General features: G+C 52.9%; 23 protein-coding genes and 1 tRNA gene. 9 read left to right on the forward strand and 15 right to left on the reverse strand.

Features of this window, described 5'->3' with window-relative positions; translation table 11 throughout:
- Positions 1-2: 2 nt before the first annotated feature.
- The 5 genes from sdhC to AB0A83_RS14875 form a co-directional block, all read right to left on the reverse strand.
- On the reverse strand, positions 3-374 hold the full coding sequence (gene sdhC / locus AB0A83_RS14855) for a succinate dehydrogenase, cytochrome b556 subunit (RefSeq protein WP_150049731.1): 372 nt from the start codon (positions 372-374) through the stop codon (positions 3-5).
- Positions 375-408: 34 nt separating this feature from the next.
- Complete coding sequence (locus AB0A83_RS14860; protein WP_150049733.1) at positions 409-582, reverse strand: succinate dehydrogenase assembly factor 4; 174 nt, start codon at positions 580-582, stop codon at positions 409-411.
- Between the two features lie 21 nt (positions 583-603).
- Positions 604-1,911 (reverse strand): citrate synthase, encoded by a 1,308-nt coding sequence (locus tag AB0A83_RS14865; protein ID WP_150049735.1) that lies wholly within the window; start codon positions 1,909-1,911, stop codon positions 604-606.
- A gap of 169 nt (positions 1,912-2,080) precedes the next feature.
- Complete coding sequence (locus AB0A83_RS14870) at positions 2,081-3,676, reverse strand: GTPase (protein WP_367154584.1); 1,596 nt, start codon at positions 3,674-3,676, stop codon at positions 2,081-2,083.
- Positions 3,657-5,396: a GTPase domain-containing protein gene (locus AB0A83_RS14875; protein WP_367154585.1), complete on the reverse strand. Its 1,740-nt coding sequence runs from the start codon at positions 5,394-5,396 to the stop codon at positions 3,657-3,659. The genes AB0A83_RS14870 and AB0A83_RS14875 overlap by 20 nt, the downstream gene beginning before the upstream one ends.
- A 119-nt stretch (positions 5,397-5,515) precedes the next feature.
- On the opposite strand from AB0A83_RS14875, the gene AB0A83_RS14880 reads away from it, so the two are divergent.
- The gene (locus AB0A83_RS14880; RefSeq protein ID WP_150049741.1) at positions 5,516-5,950 is read left to right on the forward strand and encodes a hypothetical protein; all 435 of its coding nucleotides are present in this window, start codon (positions 5,516-5,518) and stop codon (positions 5,948-5,950) included.
- Positions 5,951-6,016: 66 nt separating this feature from the next.
- Here the strand turns inward: AB0A83_RS14880 and AB0A83_RS14885 are convergent, their stop codons facing one another.
- The 5 genes from AB0A83_RS14885 to AB0A83_RS14905 all read right to left on the reverse strand — a co-directional run bounded on the left by AB0A83_RS14885 (position 6,017) and on the right by AB0A83_RS14905 (position 10,702).
- On the reverse strand, positions 6,017-6,679 hold the full coding sequence (locus tag AB0A83_RS14885) for a DUF2959 domain-containing protein (RefSeq protein ID WP_150049743.1): 663 nt from the start codon (positions 6,677-6,679) through the stop codon (positions 6,017-6,019).
- Positions 6,676-7,224, reverse strand: a complete 549-nt coding sequence (locus AB0A83_RS14890; protein ID WP_150052013.1) for a uridylate kinase — start codon at positions 7,222-7,224, stop codon at positions 6,676-6,678. The genes AB0A83_RS14885 and AB0A83_RS14890 overlap by 4 nt, the downstream gene beginning before the upstream one ends.
- Entirely contained in the window at positions 7,218-8,591 is a 1,374-nt protein-coding gene (gene pabB, locus AB0A83_RS14895) for an aminodeoxychorismate synthase component I (protein WP_150049745.1), read from the reverse strand. Before pabB ends, AB0A83_RS14890 begins: the two co-directional genes overlap by 7 nt.
- Before the next feature lie 72 nt (positions 8,592-8,663).
- Positions 8,664-9,713 carry a hydantoinase/oxoprolinase family protein gene (locus AB0A83_RS14900; protein WP_150049747.1) on the reverse strand — a complete coding sequence of 350 codons (1,050 nt, stop codon included), beginning with the start codon at positions 9,711-9,713 and terminating at the stop codon, positions 8,664-8,666.
- Positions 9,713-10,702, reverse strand: coding sequence for an ATP-grasp domain-containing protein (locus AB0A83_RS14905; protein ID WP_367154586.1), 990 nt, complete (start codon positions 10,700-10,702; stop codon positions 9,713-9,715). The genes AB0A83_RS14900 and AB0A83_RS14905 overlap by 1 nt, the downstream gene beginning before the upstream one ends.
- Positions 10,703-10,713: 11 nt before the next feature.
- Between AB0A83_RS14905 and AB0A83_RS14910 the strand changes: the two genes are divergently transcribed.
- Positions 10,714-11,391: a HisA/HisF-related TIM barrel protein gene (locus tag AB0A83_RS14910; protein WP_150049751.1), complete on the forward strand. Its 678-nt coding sequence runs from the start codon at positions 10,714-10,716 to the stop codon at positions 11,389-11,391.
- A 56-nt stretch (positions 11,392-11,447) separates the two neighbouring features.
- On the opposite strand, the gene fae is transcribed toward AB0A83_RS14910, so the two are convergent.
- The 5 genes from fae to AB0A83_RS14935 form a co-directional block, all read right to left on the reverse strand.
- Positions 11,448-11,963 (reverse strand): formaldehyde-activating enzyme, encoded by a 516-nt coding sequence (gene fae, locus AB0A83_RS14915; protein ID WP_150049753.1) that lies wholly within the window; start codon positions 11,961-11,963, stop codon positions 11,448-11,450.
- Positions 11,964-12,067: 104 nt separating this feature from the next.
- Positions 12,068-12,922 (reverse strand): triphosphoribosyl-dephospho-CoA synthase, encoded by an 855-nt coding sequence (locus tag AB0A83_RS14920; RefSeq protein ID WP_150049755.1) that lies wholly within the window; start codon positions 12,920-12,922, stop codon positions 12,068-12,070.
- The gene (locus AB0A83_RS14925) at positions 12,912-13,814 is read right to left on the reverse strand and encodes a RimK family alpha-L-glutamate ligase (protein ID WP_367154587.1); all 903 of its coding nucleotides are present in this window, start codon (positions 13,812-13,814) and stop codon (positions 12,912-12,914) included. Before AB0A83_RS14925 ends, AB0A83_RS14920 begins: the two co-directional genes overlap by 11 nt.
- A gap of 78 nt (positions 13,815-13,892) precedes the next feature.
- Positions 13,893-14,876: a methenyltetrahydromethanopterin cyclohydrolase gene (gene mch, locus AB0A83_RS14930; protein WP_150049759.1), complete on the reverse strand. Its 984-nt coding sequence runs from the start codon at positions 14,874-14,876 to the stop codon at positions 13,893-13,895.
- The gene (locus AB0A83_RS14935; protein ID WP_367154588.1) at positions 14,860-15,975 is read right to left on the reverse strand and encodes an ATP-grasp domain-containing protein; all 1,116 of its coding nucleotides are present in this window, start codon (positions 15,973-15,975) and stop codon (positions 14,860-14,862) included. Before AB0A83_RS14935 ends, mch begins: the two co-directional genes overlap by 17 nt.
- Before the next feature lie 85 nt (positions 15,976-16,060).
- On the opposite strand from AB0A83_RS14935, the gene AB0A83_RS14940 reads away from it, so the two are divergent.
- The 7 genes from AB0A83_RS14940 (at position 16,061) to AB0A83_RS14970 (ending at position 22,328) form a co-directional block, all read left to right on the forward strand.
- Positions 16,061-16,151, forward strand: a tRNA-Ser gene (locus tag AB0A83_RS14940).
- A gap of 345 nt (positions 16,152-16,496) precedes the next feature.
- Positions 16,497-16,907: a hypothetical protein gene (locus AB0A83_RS14945; protein WP_367154589.1), complete on the forward strand. Its 411-nt coding sequence runs from the start codon at positions 16,497-16,499 to the stop codon at positions 16,905-16,907.
- A gap of 813 nt (positions 16,908-17,720) precedes the next feature.
- Positions 17,721-18,314, forward strand: coding sequence for a hypothetical protein (locus AB0A83_RS14950; protein WP_367154590.1), 594 nt, complete (start codon positions 17,721-17,723; stop codon positions 18,312-18,314).
- A gap of 33 nt (positions 18,315-18,347) precedes the next feature.
- Positions 18,348-18,581, forward strand: coding sequence for a hypothetical protein (locus AB0A83_RS14955; protein ID WP_367154591.1), 234 nt, complete (start codon positions 18,348-18,350; stop codon positions 18,579-18,581).
- Between the two features lie 23 nt (positions 18,582-18,604).
- Positions 18,605-19,684 carry a hypothetical protein gene (locus tag AB0A83_RS14960; RefSeq protein WP_367154592.1) on the forward strand — a complete coding sequence of 360 codons (1,080 nt, stop codon included), beginning with the start codon at positions 18,605-18,607 and terminating at the stop codon, positions 19,682-19,684.
- Positions 19,671-19,949, forward strand: a complete 279-nt coding sequence (locus AB0A83_RS14965; protein WP_150049771.1) for a hypothetical protein — start codon at positions 19,671-19,673, stop codon at positions 19,947-19,949. The genes AB0A83_RS14960 and AB0A83_RS14965 overlap by 14 nt, the downstream gene beginning before the upstream one ends.
- A 12-nt stretch (positions 19,950-19,961) precedes the next feature.
- Positions 19,962-22,328: a hypothetical protein gene (locus tag AB0A83_RS14970; protein ID WP_367154593.1), complete on the forward strand. Its 2,367-nt coding sequence runs from the start codon at positions 19,962-19,964 to the stop codon at positions 22,326-22,328.
- The last annotated feature ends 278 nt before the right edge of the window (positions 22,329-22,606 follow it).

The raw sequence follows: 22,606 nt of genomic DNA on the forward strand, positions 1-22,606 counted from the left end.
CCTTATGACAGAACGAAGGTAATCAGTGTCAAAACAGCCGAAGCTGCCAGCTCGTATAGCGCGTAGCGGTCCAAAGTGGCCCGCTCGAAAGTTTTGCCGATGTCCCACAGCAAATGACGCACACCGTGGCACAAATGGAAAAACAAGGCGTAGATGAAACCCCAATACACCAAGCGGGCCAGTGGATGCGCCATAAGCGTCTGCATGCCGACGTAAGCCGGCTCGCCCGCGGCAATCGAAAATACCAGTAATACGAACAGCAGCAGGCCGAATGCCAGCAAGGCGCCGGTCATCCGGTGCGTGATGGAAATCAGGCCGGTCAAGGGTAAGCGGTATATTTGCAGGTGGGGAGATAGCGGTCTATTGCTTGACATGGTTTACCCTTGGCTAGTGAGAAATGCTGTGCCGCTAAAAATCGATGCAACGTCCCTTTCGTTCCCAATCGCCGAAACGGGTTGGTTCCGGCCCCTTGGGACCGTCGATTTCGCCCGGCGCGCTACGGGTAGGCTGATCCGACTCAGCAGCCTTGGGCTCGGGAGCGGAATCCGGCGAATCAACGATAATCTTCTCAATATCTTGCATCGCGTGCGGTAAATGGCTGGGTCAGCGGGCGCCGATGGCGAGCAAATCGCGGCGCGGCGGACCGACGTAAAGCTGGCGGGGCCGACTGATGGGCGTGGCGGGGTCTTCCATCATTTCCAGCCAATGTGCCACCCAGCCGGCGGTACGGGCTATCGCGAACATAACCGTGAACATGTCCACCGGTATCCCTAAGGCTTTGTAGATAATGCCCGAATAAAAATCGACGTTCGGGTACAGTTTTTTCTCGATGAAATATTCGTCCTGCAGGGCGATTTCCTCCACCTTCAAGGCCAATTCGAATAAAGGATCGTTGCTTTTGGTTTTTTGCAACACTTCGTGGCAGGTTTTACGGATGATGGTGGCACGCGGATCGAAATTTTTATAAACCCTATGCCCAAAACCCATCAAGCGGAAAGGATCGCTGGGGTCTTTGGCCTTGGCAATGTATTTAGGCACGTTTTCGGCACTGCCTATCTCGGCCAGCATGGTCAACACCGCTTCGTTGGCCCCGCCGTGAGCCGGTCCCCAAAGCGCAGCGATACCCGCCGCCACGCAGGCATAAGGATTTGCGCCGGTACTGCCGGCCACCCGCACCGTGGAGGTGCTGGCGTTCTGTTCGTGATCGGCGTGCAGGATGAACAACAGATTCAAGGCCCTGACGAAATCCTTATCGATGTAATGATCTTGGTCTATGTAATTTTGCGAGGAGCGCGAGAACATCATGTTTAAAAAGTTCTCGCAGTAGCTTAAATCGATACGCGGGTAAACGAAGGGGCGACCTACCGAATGCCGGTACGACGCGGCGGCGATGGTCGGCATTTTTCCTATCATCCGCGTCGCCGCCCGCATGCGTTGCACCGGGTCTTTGATGTCCATTTCGCTGTGGTAAAAGGCGGATAAAGACCCCACGACCCCAACCAACATCGCCATGGGATGCGCGTCGTAGTGGAATCCGTCGAAAAATTTCCGCAAGGATTCGTGGATGATAGCCCGGTCGCTGATTTCAAGGTTGAAATCCAGCAGTTGCTTTTGATTGGGCAACTCGCCGTTCAGCAACAGGTAAGCGACTTCGGTAAATTCACAGTGCTCGGCCAATTGTTCTATGGGATATCCCCGGTAAAGCAGAACGCCGTTATCGCCGTCGATATAGGTGATCTTGCTTTTACACGCAGCGGTGGCGATAAAACCGGGATCGTAAGTAAAACAACCCAAGTCCTTGTACAAGCTGCGAATATCGACCGTATCGGCGCCCAACGTACTGGTCAACAAGGGATATTCCACCTGTTTGCCGGTACGACTATGCTTTATCAGCAACGTATCATTTGTCATAGTGTTTCTATTACCTCTATGATTTTTACTTGATCGTCGCCCGATTATTACACAGGCGCCGGTGGAGTCCAAACCTCGTCAGCCGCCACAGCCCGGCCGGCGATTGGCGGTTACGTCAATTCAGGTAAATAAACACGCGTCAAAATCAGTTAATCGAGTTCCTCCGCCATCAAACTACCCTATCGCCCGACTCCGGCAAGGCTCTGGCCAATAGACCGGATTGTTCGGTGTCGATAACGGCCGAGGCCGTACAACTCTCGATCAAATCGCTTAGCTGCCGCCTAGAGACCGTATACGCTTCCCGCTCGGATGCTATCACTTGTTTAAGCTCCGCGGCGACAGCGGCCAACGCTAACGCCATACCTTTTTGCAAACCTCGAAACCCGGCCCTGTTGAGCGAAGGTTGCAGTTTCTTATGCAAAAAAAACGGCAGTAGCCAACTTATGCCAATCAATAACACACTATGTACGGCAAAATCCAGTCCTAAATACCCGCTGCCGTTGACCACGCCTTGATAATATTGACTAAATACTTGATATCCAACCCAACTCAACGCAGACAAGGGCAAGGCCGCTTCCGCAAACAAGATAAACTTCAACACACCCCGTCGCAAACCGCCGCCCGGGTTCAGCAAGGCTTGCCGGCCGGTCACTTCCGCATGCGCACCCAGGCTTTTGCCCGCATGGTCGCGAATAGGCTGCAGCGCATCTTTTAAGGATTTACCGGGTATACCGGTTTGCACGGCCTGCAAGACCAACTCGTCTAAAGCATCGCTTAAGCGGCTTTGCGCCCATTCGTCCCATAAACGAATGTCGGCTTTTTGGCCGGGATGAGCCGCCCAGAAATTCGCCAGTTGTTGCGCCGGCCACGCCAAGCCGTCGAGTAAATCCCGCTGGCAAGGCTGCCAAACGTCGTCGAGACTATTGAGCAGCCCCTGGTAATCCCGCCGCTCGAAATCGCTTAACAGCTGCCGCAGATAATGTCCCAAATGCCCGATGCGTATAGCCTCGTTTCGCTTGGCCAATTGGTCTATCGTGCGCCGCCCCGCCAATTCGTGCAACTGCAACAACAATTCGCCGAATTGGTCCGTCTCCGGCTGCAAACAACTGGTGCGGTATAACAAAGGCTGCTGAAACCCGGCGATTTGTAGCTGACGGCGAAAATCGTCGAATTGAACGGTTTGCCCGCGGTCCCACTGATTCATGACGAACAACCAGGCGTGTTTGGCGCCTTCCGCCAACAACAACTGCCAAGCTTTGTTATCGCGATAACGCTCCGGGCTAACCACGTAAATCAACACGTCGATATGCGGCAGCCATTGCAAAACCAAGCGCTTATTGCCCAATTCGATACTATCGAAATCCGGCATATCCAGCCAAACGACAGCGGCATTGCGATCGTCGTTATGTTGGCTGATTTTTACGCTTGCCAGCGGCAAATCGCCGGGCAATCGTTGCAACGAAAAGGTGTGGTGGTGATACAAGGTGACTTCACGCGAGGTCGGCCTTTCCACCCCGGCTTTGGCAATCTCGTATCCGACCATGCGGTTCAACAACGAGCTCTTGCCGACTCCTGTCCCTCCCAGGAATGCAACCACCAACGGCCGCTCGGTCGCAGAGCCCAGGCAGGAGAACAAGCTGTCCGGCAGTTGTTCCGCTTGTTGCGCCAAAAACTGCGCGCGCGCGCGCGGCAACTGTCCGGCCGACACAGCCGAATCGGCCCAAGCTTGCGCGCGAGACAACAATTCAGAGTATGCGCAAGCCATGTTTTTTCTCGGACAGCGTTTGTTCGGCGCGTAAGCAGTCGTATTCCGAGATGTTAAAACGGCCCGACGTTTGAACGGTCGACGGCAAATTCAGCAACGGCTTACACAAACTTTCCTCGAGTACGCACCTCACCGCCTGCAATTGCCTTTGCTTCAGTTCCGCCTCCACGCCGTACATATAGCTGCCGACCGCACTTTCCGCCAGCAGCGAGGTTACGCTTAAAATTAAAGGCGTCAGCAGCAAATCGTGTACGCCCACGCCGCCGGCCTGTATGGCCAACAACATCGCGCCGGCATCAGTCGATAAACGCGTGGCGCGCAGGCCGTTCAATAACAGCGGTTGTTCTTGCAGCTTGAGGTAAAGACGCTGCGCAGCCGCATCGATTTCCAAGCGAAAATCGTGGTGATACTCGGACAGCGCTTGCACGTATCCGCTCAACACCGGGTCCTTTTGCTGCCGTAGCGCGATAGCATTATCCCGCCACCAAATACCGTTGTCCGCCTCGGTTTCGCTCAATTCATACAGTCTATCCGCCAGCTGTATCGTCAGATGCCGGCCGATTTGCTGCAATATCGCGAGTTCTTGGTCGGCGGATTGCGGCACGCTTTCTCGTCCCAGCGCCCATAGCTTGCGGGCCGGCCAGGTCATCACCCGCCGCACCTTGCTGATTAGCCGGGCAACGCCCGGAATTTCCAGCAACTGCAATAAATTCAGCAACGCCGCCTGAAAGGTATGGTAGTGATGCGGATGATCCAGGAAATCGCGCCGATAAGCAGCGGCGGCCTGTTGTATCGCCTGATCCACCAAGGCACTCCAACGCTGTTGTGCCGCGTGCTCGGCCTGCACCGGCGCCAACCATGAACGCCAATGTTGCTTGAGAAACCGCTGTCTATGATGCGGGTAATCTTTAGGCTGGACTTGCTTTGCCAATTGCTTGAGCGCAACCGCATGTTCCGGCGGCCATACCGTGTCGCCCGCCGTCTTATGAAACAGCATGGGCACCACGGCCGGCACGGGATCGGACCGGTATTGGCGCCATTTTTCCCGGAACGATTCCAACACCACGGCTTCCGAGCCCTCGGCCAGCTTGTTCAGACAAACCAGGGTCGGCTGACCGAAACCGGCTATGCTCGTCATCACTTCCCACACCGCTTGGTCGGCGTATTTTTCTTTGCTGACGACCAAAACGACCAGGTCGGCTAGGGCTATGGCACGTATCAAACCTTCCCGGTAGTCTATCGCGTCGATAGAATCGAAATCCGGGGTATCCCAAACCACGCAAACCGGCAACAATGCCGATACCGCCGCACTTTCGCTGACGGCGTAACAATCGTAACGCTGCCGGTTCAACGCCGTGACCGGCAGGGCTTCGAAACGGCCGAAGTAATGCTGCAGCCCTGCTAAGGCGGAGTAAGACACGCCGTGACAATATCCCTGCGCGTGCACCGTATAACCCGCCAGTGGACTGACTCCGGCCAGATCGGCGTTCAACAGCCAATTGACGACTGAACTTTTACCGGCCTGGGTAGGGCCTATGACCGCGATTTGCAGCGGCAAACCGGGACTTTCGGCCAGCAATTTGCCTTTGCGCAGAAAAGCTTCCGCATAAAGCAGTTGCTCAATGGTGTGTTGATATTCAAAATAGTGCGGATTTTTGTTATCCAGCCGCGCAAGCACCGTCTGGTATCGCTGTTTGAGTAGTTGGATAAAGTCCAGCATGACAAAAAGGCTTGGGTTTATAATTACCGAGTGAATCAGTTCGTTTAGCGACCCGGAACGTCGGCATTATAAATATAAAAATACGGGATTGTTCATTTAGGCCACTGGGGGGCTCAACCATGAAAAAAACGACAACCATATTGATATTTCTGCTTTGCGCGTTTGCCGCCGGCTGCAATAAAAGCCACCAAATTAACGGTAGCAGCCTGAAAACGGTTAACCGCTCCGTCAACACCATCAAAGAAAAATTACCGCTCGACCAGCGCATCGAATTCGAAGTGTCTTTTTGGACCCTGCGCGACGATCTTCGCAATAACAAAGATTTTTTAAATGAAATCGACGGCATGACCCCGGAAGATTTGATTTCGCGCGGCAAACAAATTTTCGAGCAACGTAAAGCCAGCGGCAACAAAGATTACAGCCAATACGACAATTGGGATCAAATGATCAGCCAATACACTCAGGAACGCATTGATCAAAACCGGAAAAAAAACCCGGATACCCGCGACAAGACTAATCCGCACCGGGTCGATTACAAGATGCATTCCATGTAACGCGCTAACGCTCCTAAATCGTGCGCCAAAAGGATTAACAGTAAAATTGGAAAATGCGCGAAGCGGCTAGCGCCGTAATGCCGGCGCCGGCAAACGCTTTTGTTCGGTCAGCACGGACACGAATTGGCTGGCTTCGCAGATGGTCTTTTCCATTGCATCGACCAATTTGGAAATATCCAAACCCATTTCCACGAACTCGTGCCGCAATGCGGCGATGGCATGGGCGTTCAGATTATGTTTCAAGTACAACACTTGGTCTTGAAACGCCGCCAACACGGGCTGCATGCGTGCCTCGGCCGCCTTCAAATTTTTCAGCAACCGACCGTATTGCGCCCTGGATTTTTTCAATTGCTGCTGGCTACGCACCCGCAAGGCGCGGTTGCTGTACAACTCCAACTCGCCCTCCCATTCGGCGAACAAAGCTTCGCTGACCTGCTCTATCGCCCTAATCCGTTGCCCGACTTGGTCGGCTTTAGTGCAGCACAGGTCGTATCGTCTGCGCAATAATTGGTAACGCTGCTCCAGCGGCCCGGCGTCGGTTTTAGCAAACTGTTTAAACTTCTCCAGGGCGTCCACAAACTGGTCGCGGCTCGCTTTCAAACTCTCGCAAGCCTGATCGACCTCGACTACCACGATGTCTCGCTTGTGATGCCCGAGCAGCGATTCCCGACTTTGATAATAGGCGGTACGCAAGCGTTTATTGAGTAGAGTCTTGATAAATCCGATCATGATAATGTTGATAAACCGGCCGAATCGATAACGCTAATTTTACATCCGGCATTAGCGGCAAAACTCGAAAATGCCGCATCCAGAATGCCTAATACCTGCAAGGTTTGCAGATTGGTCTGCGGCACCGGACAGGTTTTTACCAGCAGCAACTCGTCCGCCGCCAATTGTCGCGCCGCCCAGGCCGATAGACTGTCCGAAGTCACCTCCCAACCGGCGGGGATACCGGCAGCGTCCAGCTCGTCGATTTGCGGCGCCCAAACCTGCAAGCGTTCGTCGCACCGCTCATCGATTCTTGGCATTATCCTAAAACGGCTATCCATAGCGTGAATCAGATAGGCCATTTGCTGCATCGCTAGCACAGCCATGTAATGCGCGTTGCCGTCGTCGAAACCGTATTGCTGCTGTGCCGAGCGGACCTGGTCCGCGAACATGCCGCCACCCGGAACCACCACGATGCGCCCGGCGAATCCGGCAAGCCGCTTAAGGCATGTTGGCAACAAACCTGCCGACAATAAACTCCCTCCGAGTTTGACGACTTTCAACACGTCTGAAACCGGCGCAGCACGGCCAGTAGCGCCGCCGCCTTGTCGAAACATTCTTGGTATTCCGCGGCTTCGCCCGAATCGTTGACGATACCGCCGCCTACCCAAAAACGAATCGTGTCTTGATTATGCACCAGCGTGCGAATGGCGATATTGGTATCCATATTGCCGTCGAAACCGATATAACCGATAGCGCCGCAGTAAACGCCGCGTCTATGAGGCTCCAATTCTTCGATGACTTGCATCGCCCGGATTTTCGGCGCGCCGGTAATCGACCCGCCCGGAAAGCAGGCGCGCAGCAAATCCAGGGCATGGCGGCCGGCTGCCAACTCGCCGGTAACCGTACTGACCAAATGATGCACGGTCGCGTAAGTCTCGACATCGAACAGAGTCGGCACCTTAACCGAGCCGGGCCGGCAACAGCGACCTAAATCGTTGCGCAGCAAATCCACGATCATCACGTTTTCGGCGCGGTCTTTGGGACTGTCCGCCAAGGCTAGAATCTGCAAGCGATCATGCTCCTCGGAGTCACACCTCGGCCGCGTGCCTTTGATCGGCTTGGTTTCCACCGTGTTGGCATGTACGCGTAAAAACCGTTCCGGGGACGAGCTCAATACTTGGCCGTCCGGCAGGTTTAAATAGGCGCTGAACGGTGCGGCGTTAATCCGGCGTAAGGCTTGATACGCCGCCCAAGGATTACCGCGGCACGGACTGGAAAATCGTTGGGTCAGATTGATTTGATAGCAATCGCCTTCTTTCAAATACTGTTTAATCCGTTGAAAAGCGGCGCCGTATTGTTCCCGACTCATATTGGAAACCGGGGACGATAGCACCGAAAAACCGTGTCGGTCTGCTCGCTTCGAAAGCATGCCGAATTGGCCTCGCAAGCGCTCCACCAAATCCGTCGCTAAATCATGCCCAACCAACCAGCTCCGCCGCTGCTGATGATCGACCACTACCGCCCAGCGATAAATACCTATGGCCATATCCGGCATCTGCTCGGCTGCCACCGCCATATTAGGCAAACGCTCTATGCGCCGAACCAAGTCGTAGGCGAAATAACCCAAGGCACCGCCGGAAAACGGCAAATCGCCAATAGTCGGCCGCGCCGGCCCCAAGGCTTGCTTAACCAGGATAAAAGGATCGTCGCTGCTGCTCCTTTCGCCTTCGACGTCGCGAATTACCGTATTCGACCCGTAAGTCAGTAACGTACAAGCCGGTGCGTAACTTAAAACGTCAAAGCGGCCTTGCTGACTGACGGGGTAGCCGCTATCCAAAAAAACCGCCCAGGGCTGATCGGCGCAAGTTTCGAATAATAGCGAGCTATCCTCAAAGTAAGGCAGCGGTATCTGGGTAATGGTTGCGGGCATTCAATGAAAAAAGTGACGATTCGGCAGTACCGAATAGATGGGGCAGCTCAGATTTTACCTTACCGGCGTTGATTAACCAAACCCACCGGCCAACCACGCCACGGCCACCGCAGGCGCGCAATCGCCGGCGGATAGCGCATCGGCCGAGCCTTGCAGGACGAACAAATCGGCAAAGCGGATATAGTCCAGGTCCAAAGCAGCCGCGATGTCCGCCAGTAAAAAACTCCCCACCCCGGCCCCCAGCAGATAGGAGCGCCCGCTCAACCCCGAGCGCGGCCATAGCCGCCGACAATGCTCCAACACCAGGCTTTGTTGCCTGCGTTTCAGCCGACAGGCAAAATCTTGCCAGATCGGCCAGTCGTGGCTGGAAAATTCGTAGCCGGTCATGCGCGACAAACGCCTAGCACTGGCCTCCAAACTTTTGTCTGCGCCATCCGCGGTCTCGCTTTGGTCATGCCAAACCTGCAAATCTCCACTAAGCCGGTACACGTCCGCCATCGTGGCGAAGTACTCCATCATTAGCCCCATAGAACGACCATTAAATTCGATCTGTTGCGCGACAGCCATCACCGGAGTGCGCACCACACCTGTATACAGCAATTCACCGGACACCAAACGTTGATAATCGCTAAAACCTGAGATTTTGGGCTTGTGCTCGGTAAACACCAGTATATCGGTGGTGGTGCTGCCAATATCGACGAATAAGCCTTGCTCGACTCTGATGGCTGCCAACTGCGCGCTCGCCAGCCAGTTGGCGGATGCGATATCCATAGTATGCGCGGGTTCGACTCGAGCGAGCGGCAGCAATCCGCGTCGTCCGGCAAAAACCTGAATCTCCGCGCCGCTCAGCATGCCCGCCATAGCCTGCAATATCGCCCCGACACCTTGTTGTCTATCGGTAAAGCAGTCGACTAGTTCTCCGGTCATAGTAATTGCATGCCGGCATCCGGGCGGCAAACGCCGGATAATGCGCTGCACCGGAGCTTGTAGCTGCTCAATGCCCCTCCATAGCGGGCAAGGCTCTTGCCATACCTGTAAGACGGCGCCGTGCGCATCCAGTTGCGCAGCTTTCACATGCGCTCCGCCTATATCCCAGCCTACGACGCAAGGATCCCTCGGCATTAAATACGCACCTCTACCGACACCCCGACTCTAGGTTCGATATTTACCTCGCCCCACCACAAATTCAACACTTGTTGAGCCACATTGATACCGGTTGCCGCGCTTATACCGACGTAAGAGGTTGTCAATCGCGGGTTAACCTCTAAAATCCTAGGGCCGCTATGCCGATTTTCGATCAAGTCAATTCCCACATAACCCCACAAACCCGGCATTGCAATTGCCATTTGTTTTATCCAATCCGTATACATCTGTTTATTAGGCGATTTCACGTTAACCCTACAAGCCTGTAATTCGAAGCGTTCCTCGACAAGCCTCACTCGCTGCCGGTTGCAACTGAGCAGCCAGGCTTTGCCTCGACCGAACAGACAAGACAAGCTCATCGCCTCCCCGTCGACAAAGGGTTGCACGATGTAAGCCGCGGGATTTTCCAGACAGGCGGACGCAAGCATCAGTTGCGCATTATCGCCGAGCACACGATTGCCGGCGCAACCGACCCCGTCAATCGGTTTAATCACTACCGGAAATGTTAAATCCCCGCCGGTCTGGTCCAAGCGACCGGTAGGTACGCAGGGCAAGCCCAAAGCGGTCAAAGCCCGCAATGTCGCATATTTGTCGGTAAAAAGCCGAATGGTGCGCGCATCCGAGACTAACGCCGGTTTGCCTTGAGCGCGTACCGCGTCTACCACGGCCGCCAATACCCCATCGCTCTCAGGAGCAACAGGCCATACTGCATCGGCGAGGTCGATAAGTCTCGGAAATAGGCAATCCAAACTTTGCCGATCTTTAACCTCAAAAACTTCCGCCTCCGCCGGCACACTTAACCTCGTGCAGCGCTGATCCAACGGCAACATGATTCGGACGCCGGGCAGCTGCTTTAACTCATTCAGCAAAGCCTGTAACATCATGCGCCCTTCCTTGGCCATAGAAGCCGGGATGGGCTCGCCGGCTAAGCCGCCGCCGCATACGTATTCAAATACAAGAATTTTCACACACACTGTTTATGCAAATCATCCCGGTAATCGATTTAAAAGGCGGCATCGTCGTGCACGCCGTGGGCGGCGCAAGGAATCGTTACCGCCCGATACACGAACATTCGCAGGTAACCGAACAAAGCGACTTGACCACAGTGTTGTCCGGACTGTTAAGCATTTATCCGTTCGAACGAATATACATGGCGGATTTGGATGCGATTTGCGGGACAGGCAACCAGCGGACACTCGTTCAATGGGCGGTGACAAACTATCCGGACATCGAATTTTGGTTGGACGACGGCTGTAATATCGCCGACTTAAGCAGCCCTGCGCATAATTTATTGCCGGTCATCGGCACCGAATCGCAGCTATCGCCGCCGCAAACCGCCGCACGAGAATTCATCTTGTCGTTGGACTACAAAAATCGACAACCCCAGGGTCATCAAGCTTGGTTTCGACAAACGGAATACTGGCCGCAAACCGTCATCGCCATGACTTTGCACCGGGTCGGCAAGCAAACGGGGCCGGATTTCGAATTGTTGGCCGAGTTGACAAACAGCCACCCGCAAAAATCCATCGTAGCGGCAGGTGGGGTAAGAGATTGCAACGATTTGGAAACCCTACAAAACCTAAACATATCGGCGGTTTTACTGGCTACGGCGTTGCACAACGGCAATCTCTCGCGCCGGTTTTTCTCGACGCTATAGGCAAAAAAATACCCCGGCAAGCCGGGGTATTTTGAAGACCAACGTCAGCTAAAAATTTAAACGTTGTTGGCCGCGAATGGGTGTTTCGCTTCTTTTTTGCCGGCAACCACTTCTTTAGCGGTTGGAGTACCGGCAACCGCGCGAGCAATCGCTTCTTTGGTAGCGGTGTAGTTGTATTGTTCGATTTTGGCATCGTCTTCAGCCAACCAATGGATGAATACACCAACGGAAACGAACAAATCGTCAGCTTCGTCAGCCGGAATGGTGCCGTCTTCTACAGAATCGGCAACAGCCATTGCCACGCCGCGTTGAGCCGGTCCGAACATTTGCACCGCTTGTTTAGAACCTTTGATGGTTACTTTGTTGAACAGAATGGTAGCCGGCTTAACCATCAGGTTAGGAGCTACTACGGCCAACAGAGTGGAGAAACCGTCTTTGTTGTTGGTCAGAGCATTTGCAAACGCAGTTTCAGCTGCTGAACCGCGTGGGCCGATGATCAAGTCGATGTGCGCAACTTCGTTGCCGTCGCCTACCAATGATTCGCCTACGCGCATGTTTGTAATTTTTGCCATTTTTAAAATATCCCCTAAGAAAGATTAAGATTGAACCAAGAAAAAGACATCTAAATATCCGTTTATTTCGCTCCCGGCCGCATCCATGCAAAAACTCCGCCATATTAACATCTTTCGACAAGCTTTGCCAAAAGCACCACCAGCACTGTCGCCACCGTTAAGTCGGCGCTGGTACCCGGGTTTATGTTTTTCGCCTTGAAAGCCTTATCGATACCTTGCAGCAACGGTAAAACTTCTGTCGGCTCATTTGCCGCTTCCATGGTTTTTAGCAACTCGGCCATTTCCGCCGCAATCCACTCTGAGTACTGCTCTCCATACTTTCGTTCGACATGGCTATCCGGATAGTTAGCCAGCAACTCAGCAAATACTGCTAATGCAGCCCAGCTGCTTTCGCCTGACCAAACGAAAGCACGATTATACCGAAAAACCGCAAAATCAAAAAGATCTTTAAAACCATTTACGTATTGCAACGCAATTCGGTCACGTTGCGCCGCTAGAGCCATCGCTTCGGTCAGCGTGACGGCTGCGGGCGAACGAACGTCTTGCCGATCCGACTCGCCCAGTCCGCCCGGAGAAGCCAACACGATTGCGCGAAATACCCAATCCGCATCCTGTCGGCTGGTGTTTTCCAATACTTGATTGAGACACTCTTGTAACGACTTACCGTCCGCAACCTTTTCGGCGGCAAGCAGCAAGGGTGCGCACAGCAAAATAATGCCTAAATTGGTATTGCAGGCGACGGCGGAACGCGTGGCCTGTACCGCGTAAAAAATTCGTTCTCCCAACGAAAAATCGGGGTTGGTGATAGGCTCGGCACTGACGCTCGCACTGATGCGAAAATCGTCGACCGTCATGTCGTGACCCGCGCTATACACGCTGACATTGCCAGGCTTGAAGGCTTGCAACTCGACTTCGCAAGCTTCCTTATAAACCCGCATCAACTCCGCTCTAGTCAGCATCGATTTTCCTGCACATGCAACGTTCAACCAAATCCCGCACCATGGTCTCCGCGATATTTATGCCGCACACGCTCTGCAACCCCTTCCATGCCGGAACGCTGTTGACTTCGATCACATATAAGCAACCGTCTCTGCCTCGCATGATGTCGACCCCGGCATAATCCATATTCAATGCCGCAACCGCCCTGACGGCCAAATCCGCCACCTCCGCATCCAAATCCAAGGCCTGGCAGGTAGCGCCTCGCGCCACGTTATTCAGCCAGGAAATACCGCGCCGACGCATACCGGCAACCGCCTTTCCGTTAACGACATACACCCGTTTATCCGAATAACCTTGGCCCTCGCACTCGATGAAGCGCTGCAGATAATAGATTCCGCGACTGCTGGTCAGCCAAAACAAATCGGTAGACTTTTCCAAGCGTCTAATGCCCTCGCCTTGCGAACCGAACAACGGCTTACTAATCACGTAACGACCTGCAGCCAATTCCCGCTCCACGATAGCTAGCGCGGCGTCGCGCTCGCGCAATACCCATGTCGCCGGGGTAGCGATACCGGCATTTTTTAATAAAAAACTGGTCATCGCTTTGTCGACGCTACGTTCGACCGCTCCGGCGTCGTTATAAACCGGCACCCCCAAAATCCGTAGCGCGTGCAAAACATCCAAATAGAACACGACCTCTTCCAGGGAACCGCCCGGTACGCCGCGCACGAACGCCGCATCGGGTAAAACCGTCTCGAAGCCGGGTATCGCGACAGGCAAATCGCCATTCAATTGAAGACGGCATGCCGTCAGGGACACGTATTCGGCAACGCAGCCGTAAGCGGAAAACGCCTTGCATAATTGCTTGCCGTGCCAACCGGGATCGTCGGTGAAAATAACAATTCGAGCCAAAGGATTATCGGTAAAGTTGAAAAAATAGACATAAAAAAGCCGGGCTGCTTGGCCCGGCTTGACAGGCTTTATCGGCAATCAAGCGCCGAACGATTGATCCAGCAAGGCGTTATCCAATGTGCCGGCACGAAAACTCTTGCCGGATTCTACAGCCGTGACAATCACGCTGGCCGGGCTGAACAACATTGCATCGACTTTGAAAAAATCGTATTCGTAGGCTTTGAAAATATCGGCAAACGGTTTGCCGTAATCTTTAGAGGTCGAACTCGGCAACGCGTGCGCCAATTTTTCGGCTGCATCGTCGCTGCCTTTTACGAACAAATGCACTTGGCCGGCAAACAATATGGCATCGTTGGTGCGCCCCATCGCTTTGACGAAATTCGGGTGCGGGGGACAAATCGGCGCAGAGCCCGAGCCGTCGACGATATTTTCCAACGGGAAATGCAAGGCGTGTGCTTTGTGCATGGCGACCTCCAATACCCGCCCCACTACCTGCACCCCACCTGCCAAACTACTGGTCGGGGTAACGATGATGGTCAGCTTATCCGCCGGCACGCCGCAAGCCGCCGCCACTTTTTCGACGATTTCGATAGGCGGAATCGCGTCGTTTTCGATGACCAGCACCGTACTGTCGCAAGCGTCGCGGTATTCCAATTCTTGATACAGCTCCTCGACCGGCTCGACATTTCCGTCTTTAACCTTAGTCGCCAGAGCCCGCGCCGGGCCGGAGCCCAAGGCGTAATATTTTCCGTGCGACAAACTCCAGCCGGCGTATTGACTACCCAAACACGACAACACCGGATTGGTGGAATGTACGTTGATAGTCAGCGGCCAATTTTGCGTGTAACAACTATGAGATAACGCCGCAGTTCCCATTCCGCCCATGCAAATCTCGGTGATGATTCTGCCAGCTTCCAAACCGCCCGGCACTTCGATGCCGGCGTCAATTATGGTACAACCATTATCGAACTTGGATACTTTCAGCCTTAACTTGTCCGCGTTCTCTAACAGAGTCTGGACCAAAGGTTGCGTGAGTTTGTTGATACTAGCCTGATATTGCATGGGAATTGGAACCTTGATTGATTAACTTAAGAATAAACTGGGTACGCGCGGTCAAACCCTCGACAAGTTGGCCCGCGTCGTCGGCGGCGGCAATAATACTGCATATAGGTTGACCCTTGCCAATAATAGAACCGGCCGCCGGCCTGTCGCTAACGCAGTCCGGCCAATCCATATTCTCCGGAATTCGTACCGATTTTGCCGCGAAAACGATTTGATAAACCATCGGAGGGCGCCGTTCCATGACAATTCCCGTTACTTTGCCGTCACATGCCGAACAGTGCGCTGAAAACGCCTGTTCTCCATACAATTGTGCGCTAGCCGGAATCCTGGGATTGATCTCTAAAAAATAGCAATCGTCTCCCTCGCACAAGAAATCCAAACTCCCTAAACCGCACAACGGTAAGGCCGCCGCCAATTTCTGCAGCCAATCGGTCACAGTTCGATTAACGGCGACAGAGACTTCTACTCCATTGCGGATAGCACGAAACATGAAGCTCTCTTCCAAGCACCACTGCCGATTGAAACCCAAAATTTTGACTCCCCCATTCCCGGCGACAAACAAAGCCGACATCGATACCCCGGTTTGAAAGCGTTGCCAATAATAGCGACTTGAGTCGACTGCATCTCCGCCAACATAATGCCGAATATCCGTACCGCCTTCCCCGGCCCACGGCTTAAGCAACCACTGCTTGCCATGTTGCGGCGGAACGAACTGCGTTTCAGGGAAGGCAATGCCCAGCACTGTTAAGCGGCAAAACCAAGTCGGCTTATGTTGCAGCGCGCGAACGACTTCGCTACCGTTGCCCAACAAACGTCCTTGCCGCTGTAAATATTCGACAGTATCCGGAAATCTCTCTAACCCGCTACCGTAAACCACCCAGTCCAGCCGATGGCTATGCCTGAGTTGCGTCACGGCTTTGCGCACCTCTTCGACATGCAGCGATTCGATCAACCGCCAATCAGCCGCCAAAGCCCGGCTATCCATATCGGCAAAACAATCGACAAGCAACGGCAACAAGCCCGCTTGCCTAGCCAAAGCAGCCAACATGCGCCCCGAGCGCGCGACTATCAATATTTTTTTCTCGGTAAATTCAACCACCACAACACTCCCGAACAACGAATTCGCTGCAAACGAAAATTGACACTGGATTTTAAAAAAAAACATGGCATAATGGCGAGCCATTGGAGAGCTGGCTGAGCGGTCGAAAGCGGCGGTCTTGAAAACCGTTGAGGGCTTATACCCCTCCTGGGGTTCGAATCCCTAGCTCTCCGCCATACAAATCAAGCACTTACAATACTTTTACACCGTTGTAAGTGCTTGTCTTTCATACCCACCAAAAGCTGGGTTTCTAGCAGATTTATAGCAAACGTAATAAAGCCCAACACAATAGGCTTATACAGAGTGTTGTAACTGCCATAATATCAGCCTCCTGTATCAATAGCGCTTTCAGTGCTAGGTGTTATGTATTTTCCGAGAGATTGATGCCTGTTCTTGCACGGTACGACAACCCTTCCGGCATATGCTCAAAGAATTTGTAGGCTTTCCCCAAGTATCGGTTGCCTCTTCTCCGAGACATGTCTTGCAATGTGCATCCTTCAACCCGCACAGGAGCAACGACAATGGAAGCCAAGACCTACACTAAGCGCACGAATGCCCGCCGCGCTGGTGTTGCCGCAGGAGTGTCCGGTGAACTGGTAGAAATCACCGTACATAAGAACGGCGAAGAAGTGCGATTTGGATGGAAGCAGATGGAAGCACCGACACCCGCCGACACTGTGGCGACCACAGGCAAGCCGAAGAAAGCAGCCTCCCCGAAGGTTGAGCGTGTCGAGCAGAACGGGGTCAAGCGCCCTGGCCCGGGCAAGTGCTTGGAGGTGTGGGAATACCTAGACCAGCACGGCAACATGAAGCCGAAGGACTTGCAGCCGGTCGCAGAGGCGAAGGGGTGGAACGTCAACAATGCGTCCATCGAGTTGTACCAGTGGCGCAAATTCAACGGCATCAGCGGGGGCGTAACCGTGACAAGCTAAGAACTTGCTATACGCATTGCCGAGCGCTTACCGAAAAGCCCGCCCAGCGGGCTTTTTTGTTGGCTGTCGCAAAGCACGACCGCCTAACTGTGTGTTTGTTGCTCGACCTTCGCAGGCATGCGCTTCGCTACAGGCCACGCGCAGCACTTGCCCGTACCCTTGCGGCGGCAATGTGGTGATCGTCGCCCCAACCGCCCGCTACGCTCGCGCAGCCGCACAAACGACAACGGGTGCCAGCGGCACCCGTTGAAGGCCAGGTCGCACGGGAAGGAGCGCCCGTTCCTAGCTGAGTCCGTTTGATTAACGTCCAACGGTTCCCGATGGGACGGCGCAGCTTCTCCGGGACTGCGCGCCACTGCACCACTGACGACAATAAGGGCGATGCAGGGTTTTTCAGATTGGACGGACCAGCCCCTCTTCGATCCAGCGCAACACGCTGCGCAGGACTATGGCCCCATCAGTCGGGCACATCCGCCCCTGGGCCATGGCATCCGTGAAGGTGGCGGAAACCCCTTCTCGGTATTCGCGGAGCAGTTCGGGCGGGCGCTCCAGCCGGCGTGCCCGAGCTAGCAGGGCTTTGACACTGCCTATGCCCATGCGGTCACCTCCGTTTGATTTTGCCTAGCAGCGGGCCGAGCTTCTGCGCAATGGCCCGGTTCTGGGCCTCGGCGTCGCGGCGCTCGATCTCTCGCCTCACATACGCATCAACCCGACGGGCGGCGCTGGCTCCTGGGGAAGCAGTAACCACAGTCTCCCGCTGAGTTGCCTCCCAGCGCGCAAACACCGTCATTTGATGAGTTTTGTCGAGCATTTATGGAGGCCGCTGAAGTTATCAAAGCTAAATTTCCTAATGCTAAAGTAACGGAGTTCTCTAATATACAATATCAAGCCGCCTATGAGCATGTTTTAAGGTGTTCATCCAGACTCGAAAAAGAATCAAAATTTCTAATAAGTATTGGAAAGACAATATGCAACCGTCCAAGCGACAAAAACCTTGAAGCCTGCAAAAGAGTTGTTTTACAAACTTCCGATGCATTGGGGCTCGATAGGCGATCCTTGGTTGTTCTTGCGGCGCTATCATGCGTCTATGAATCCCGTGACGGAACTGGGTTTCTCGCCTCTAGAAAAGTCTTGAAGCCAAAATCAAATTATCAAGAGTCTGACGCGTTCAACGCCTTATCAGATTTACGCGCATTGGAATTATTCATTGCATTTTCAAGCATTGATGCGCCAAAGTTTCATTTTTGCACCTCTGATCGCGCACTCGCTGGAATTTGGTGCGGATTAAATCCAAGAAATGTGCGCTGGGAAAACGAGGTTCTGACCTTTGACTTGTCTATTGATGAGGCTTTATTTCCAAGCCTGCCTATCGAAGATCGAACTGAAAATGTCCTGCTTGACTATTAAATTTTCTGAACGTCATTCAGAAGGAGAACCGCTATGACCGCCCAATATTACGAAGCCGTTGCAGAAATTCCGTTAGATCACTGTCTGCACTTGCAACTGCCACCGGAGATACCTGCTGGCCCGGTACGAGTTGCGATTATTTATGATCATGCCCTCGATACCGAGGGACAAGACATCAAAAATCTACTGGCCGCGATGCCGGATGTTGGCGACGATGCGGATTTCAATTTGCGGTATGGAGCAAATAATGATCAGCTATTCTTCTGAAATTAAATCTTGGTTTTCTTTCCATGACTTTTACTAATCAACTCACCGATAAACATACTGCTGATTTCTCGACTTTATTGAAAATCGATGGCGCCGAAGCGGAATATCATGAAATCCGCGCGGAGACTTTAGCTTCGGTTTTGGCCGGTTTGCAAAAATTGGTTTACTTGTTGGCCACTGCCGAATCCGGTCAGGAGTTGGGCGAGCGGCTGAAACCCAGCAAAGCTATGCGCGAAAGCTGTTCTCTGCTTTGTGGTGTACCCCAAGCAGGCAGCTATGCCGTGCCGTTGGATCTGGGCTTGCATCAACAAATGGATATGGCCCCTAGCCCCTTTTTGGCGCGTATCGAGCAAATCTGGAGTGCGTTGGCGAGTCAGGATCAAAACCAGTTAAAGCAGTTGTTGCCCGCTACGATTGCCCAAAAGGCATTGAGAGAAATCCAGAAATTCTTGCCCAAGGAACATGAAGGCTTGCGTTTGGGTTTCCAGAGCCGTTCCTCGACAACGCCAGCATTTTTGACGTCAAAAACCTCGCGTTTTATCGCCGACTATTTGGCCCCTAAAACGTCGGAAGATGCCGTCATGACAGTTACGGGCGAACTACAGCGGATCGATTTTGCCGCGCATCAATTGACCATTCTTTATCCACCGACTCGACGAGAAATTGTCTGTACTTATTTGGCGGAAATCGAAGAAAACATTATTGAATCACGTAAAGAGCCGATTCAGGTCACCGGTCGGTTTGTTTTAGATGATACGGGTAATCCGATCAAATTAATGGATGTCACGCGAGTCGAGCCGATCGATCTTTCCCCTGTGCTGATTAACGAAGTGGAAGCCGTTAATGTTCGCTTTAAACAGCCTTTGGAATTATTGCCTTCACTGGATGAGGACAGTCAACAGTATTTATGCATAACCGAACCGAATATAGGGTTACAGGTTTTTGCTTTGAATCGCGAGTTATTGTTCGCCGAAATTCAAGAGCAGTTGGCGATGTTATGGCAGGAGTACGCACGGGCTGCCGATCAAACTTTAGATGCTGATGCCAAAATCATTCAGGCCAACTTATTGAATCTTGTGGAGGCAGCAGATGCCAAGGCGTAAGGACGATATTGAGCAAGGTTTGCTACGCAAAGGGTTTGTGAAAAAAGAAGGCGACCATCATTTTTTCATCTACTACAACCTGAAAGGCGAGAAAACCGCTGTTTTCACCAAAACCAGCCATACACCCAAAATGCGCGAGATTCCGGATAATCTTTTGGGATTGATGGCAAAGCAATGTCGGCTTAATAAAGCGGAGTTTTTGAATTTGGTGGATTGCCCGCTGAGTCGGGACGAATACGAACAAAAATTGGCCTCAAACAAATAAGGGACTTTTACGATGACGCTGTCTGCGCCTACCCCCACTTCGATTCGCGACGAATTGACTCAAATGGTCATTCGCGATCTTCTCGGCCCTGCCGGTGGTGTTGAGGAAGAATTAAACCAATATGAAGACCATGCCTACCAGCGCTATTTGGTCGGCATGTTGGCGCCGAAGGACAAGGAGGTAGCCGGCGGCGAATTGGACGAATTGGCAACGGGCGACGGCGATGAAGGCGAAGAAGGCAACACCGATGCCGGCGTACCTGCGGGCAGCACGTACTTTCCGTCGTCAATGGGTTTGAGTTTTGTGGTGGCATCCGAAACGGCTGACATTCTGGTTGCTGCCGAATGGGGGCAATATCAGCGGATAAAAAGCGATAATCAGCAGAACAAAGACGGCAATCCTGCCAATGTCTGGAAGCGCAAACCGGTGGTTGCGCCAGAGTTACCGTTAGTGCTGAAGGAAGGCAATATTGCCCCACAAGCGCTTCATCCCGACCACCCCTTGGTGTTGCTGCAAGGACGTATCCGTTCGACTGCGGACGGCTGGGTCGTTACTTTATTCATGATCAATCAACAGGAAGAACGTAAAGGCCGGAACGAGCCGAAAGACGAGGTGTGGGTATTTCAACCGAAGCTCAAAGTGTATGCTGCGGATAACCGGCCGATTTTTGTGCAACGCAAAAATGCCAAACTTGATTTGTCGAAAATGGACCCGTTGACGCGTGAGGAATCGGAAACTTTGGATATGCTTTACCGGCATCAGCGTGAGTTTGCCGTCGGTCACGGCATTTCGGTGCATGCCACGTTACCTGAGCCTTTGGCAGAGCGTGCCAGCCAAGTAGAAACCGAATGGGTGCCTTGTTTTGAAGTGCCGCAACAAACCCCGCGGTCTGCGGCAGACGATGAAAATCTGGCAGGCTTGAGTATGGACATGAAGGCCCTGGCGGATTTACCCAAGGAAGGCTTAATTGCCAGCTTGCGCCATATTGAGACTGCTTACCGGGTGTGGATCAAGGCAGAAGCCAACAAATTGACCTTGCCGTCTGAGAAACTCGATGGTCATGAGGAAACGGCGCGCCGAGCCGTGGAGCGTTGCACACGGGCCTTGCAACGGATTAAGGCCGGTATCGATTTGATCGAAAACGATACGCTGGCGGAGGAAGCGTTTCGATTTGCCAATCGGGCGATGTGGCAACAGCGGATTCACACCACTTTTTCCCGAAAAGTGCGGAAAAAGGAAATCAAACTGGAAGATGGCACTTCTTCCTTGGATGTTGCCAAAAACCGCAGTTGGCGTTTGTTTCAGTTGGCATTCGTATTACTGAATTTACCGAGTCTGACCGATTTGCATCACCCTGATCGTAGTCATGAAACCGATGCGGTTGCCGACTTGCTTTGGTTTGCTACCGGTGGTGGTAAAACCGAAGCATATCTGGGTTTGACGGCCTATACCCTGGCATTACGGCGATTACAAGGCGAAATCGAGGGTCGACGCGGCGACCATGGCGTAGCAGTTTTAATGCGTTATACCCTACGCTTATTGACGCTGCAACAGTTTCAACGGGCAGCGGCATTAATGTGTGCCTGCGAGTCGATTCGTCAGGCTGATATTGGCAAATGGGGTGAAACACCCTTTCGTCTGGGGCTTTGGGTGGGTAATAAAACCACTCCAAATACCCTTGCCGCTGCAGCCAATTCTTTACGGCAGCGCAATGTCGGTGGCAGACCGTCGGCCTCGGGTACACCGCAACAAATCACGTCCTGTCCTTGGTGTGGTTGTGAGATCAAGGAAAAACATTTGCGGGTCTATGAAGCACCTAGCGACATTGGCCGCTGCGTCACTTATTGCGGCGACGATTTAGGACGATGCGAATTTTCCGAAGCCAAAGCACCGAAGGAAGGTTTGCCGGTGATGGTGGTGGATGAAGAAATCTATCGCCGGCCGCCCTCGCTATTAATTGCCACTGTCGATAAATTTGCGCAAATGCCCTGGAAAGGCGAAACGCAAATGCTGTTTGGAAAGGTTACGGAGGTGTGTGATCGGCACGGCTTTTTGTCGCCGGAAATCGATGATGGGCAATCCCATCCTTCCCGTAATGGTTTGCCGTCAGTCAAAAATCGGCCCCATGGCGCATTACGGCCACCGGATTTGATTATTCAGGACGAATTACATTTGATCAGCGGGCCATTGGGCTCAATGGTCGGGCTCTATGAATCGGCGGTTGACGAGCTGTGCTCTTGGCAAGTCGATGGCAAAAAAGTGCGACCCAAGGTCGTGGCTTCGACAGCGACGATTCGTCGTGCGCCTGATCAGGTGCAAAAACTGTTTGTGAAAATTTCGTCCCGAAAAGTTCTACGTGCGGGGCTATTTTGGGGTTGAAATTAAGCGACTGTCAAATGGTTTTTTCATTTTATTTCAATTGCTTAAGTGATGAATACAGGCTGGACGGCGTTGGATTTTATTGGACAATTCAGATTTAACGACATGAATGACTTTCGCACCAACCGCCATTGAAAATCGGGGTATTAAAAACTGGGGTGACGCCAAAATCGATTTCGATAAGAGAGAGACCTCGATGATCTGGAGGCTTATTTTATTTATAGACATCGTCTGCGAGTAATACCGGTAACACTAGGTAATCCGTCGACATATCCTTT

This window comes from Methylomonas sp. HYX-M1, assembly GCF_040741385.1.
GTDB lineage: Bacteria > Pseudomonadota > Gammaproteobacteria > Methylococcales > Methylomonadaceae > Methylomonas > Methylomonas rhizoryzae.

Bases quoted from the DNA above. Each gene is read 5' to 3' on its own strand.
- AB0A83_RS14875 (WP_367154585.1), bottom strand. From the start codon at position 5,396: ATGCTGGACTTTATCCAACTACTCAAACAGCGATACCAGACGGTGCTT.
- fae (WP_150049753.1), bottom strand. From the start codon at position 11,963: ATGGCAAAAATTACAAACATGCGCGTAGGCGAATCATTGGTAGGCGAC.
- AB0A83_RS14920 (WP_150049755.1), bottom strand. From the start codon at position 12,922: ATGCTGACTAGAGCGGAGTTGATGCGGGTTTATAAGGAAGCTTGCGAA.
- AB0A83_RS14955 (WP_367154591.1), top strand. From the start codon at position 18,348: ATGACCGCCCAATATTACGAAGCCGTTGCAGAAATTCCGTTAGATCAC.
- AB0A83_RS14910 (WP_150049751.1), top strand. From the start codon at position 10,714: ATGCAAATCATCCCGGTAATCGATTTAAAAGGCGGCATCGTCGTGCAC.
- AB0A83_RS14945 (WP_367154589.1), top strand. From the start codon at position 16,497: ATGGAAGCCAAGACCTACACTAAGCGCACGAATGCCCGCCGCGCTGGT.
- pabB (WP_150049745.1), bottom strand. From the start codon at position 8,591: ATGCCCGCAACCATTACCCAGATACCGCTGCCTTACTTTGAGGATAGC.
- AB0A83_RS14965 (WP_150049771.1), top strand. From the start codon at position 19,671: ATGCCAAGGCGTAAGGACGATATTGAGCAAGGTTTGCTACGCAAAGGG.
- AB0A83_RS14870 (WP_367154584.1), bottom strand. From the start codon at position 3,676: ATGGCTTGCGCATACTCTGAATTGTTGTCTCGCGCGCAAGCTTGGGCC.
- AB0A83_RS14880 (WP_150049741.1), top strand. From the start codon at position 5,516: ATGAAAAAAACGACAACCATATTGATATTTCTGCTTTGCGCGTTTGCC.
- AB0A83_RS14860 (WP_150049733.1), bottom strand. From the start codon at position 582: ATGCAAGATATTGAGAAGATTATCGTTGATTCGCCGGATTCCGCTCCC.
- AB0A83_RS14950 (WP_367154590.1), top strand. From the start codon at position 17,721: ATGGAGGCCGCTGAAGTTATCAAAGCTAAATTTCCTAATGCTAAAGTA.
- AB0A83_RS14960 (WP_367154592.1), top strand. From the start codon at position 18,605: ATGACTTTTACTAATCAACTCACCGATAAACATACTGCTGATTTCTCG.
- AB0A83_RS14970 (WP_367154593.1), top strand. From the start codon at position 19,962: ATGACGCTGTCTGCGCCTACCCCCACTTCGATTCGCGACGAATTGACT.
- AB0A83_RS14865 (WP_150049735.1), bottom strand. From the start codon at position 1,911: ATGACAAATGATACGTTGCTGATAAAGCATAGTCGTACCGGCAAACAG.
- AB0A83_RS14900 (WP_150049747.1), bottom strand. From the start codon at position 9,713: ATGCCGAGGGATCCTTGCGTCGTAGGCTGGGATATAGGCGGAGCGCAT.
- AB0A83_RS14885 (WP_150049743.1), bottom strand. From the start codon at position 6,679: ATGATCGGATTTATCAAGACTCTACTCAATAAACGCTTGCGTACCGCC.
- sdhC (WP_150049731.1), bottom strand. From the start codon at position 374: ATGTCAAGCAATAGACCGCTATCTCCCCACCTGCAAATATACCGCTTA.
- mch (WP_150049759.1), bottom strand. From the start codon at position 14,876: ATGCAATATCAGGCTAGTATCAACAAACTCACGCAACCTTTGGTCCAG.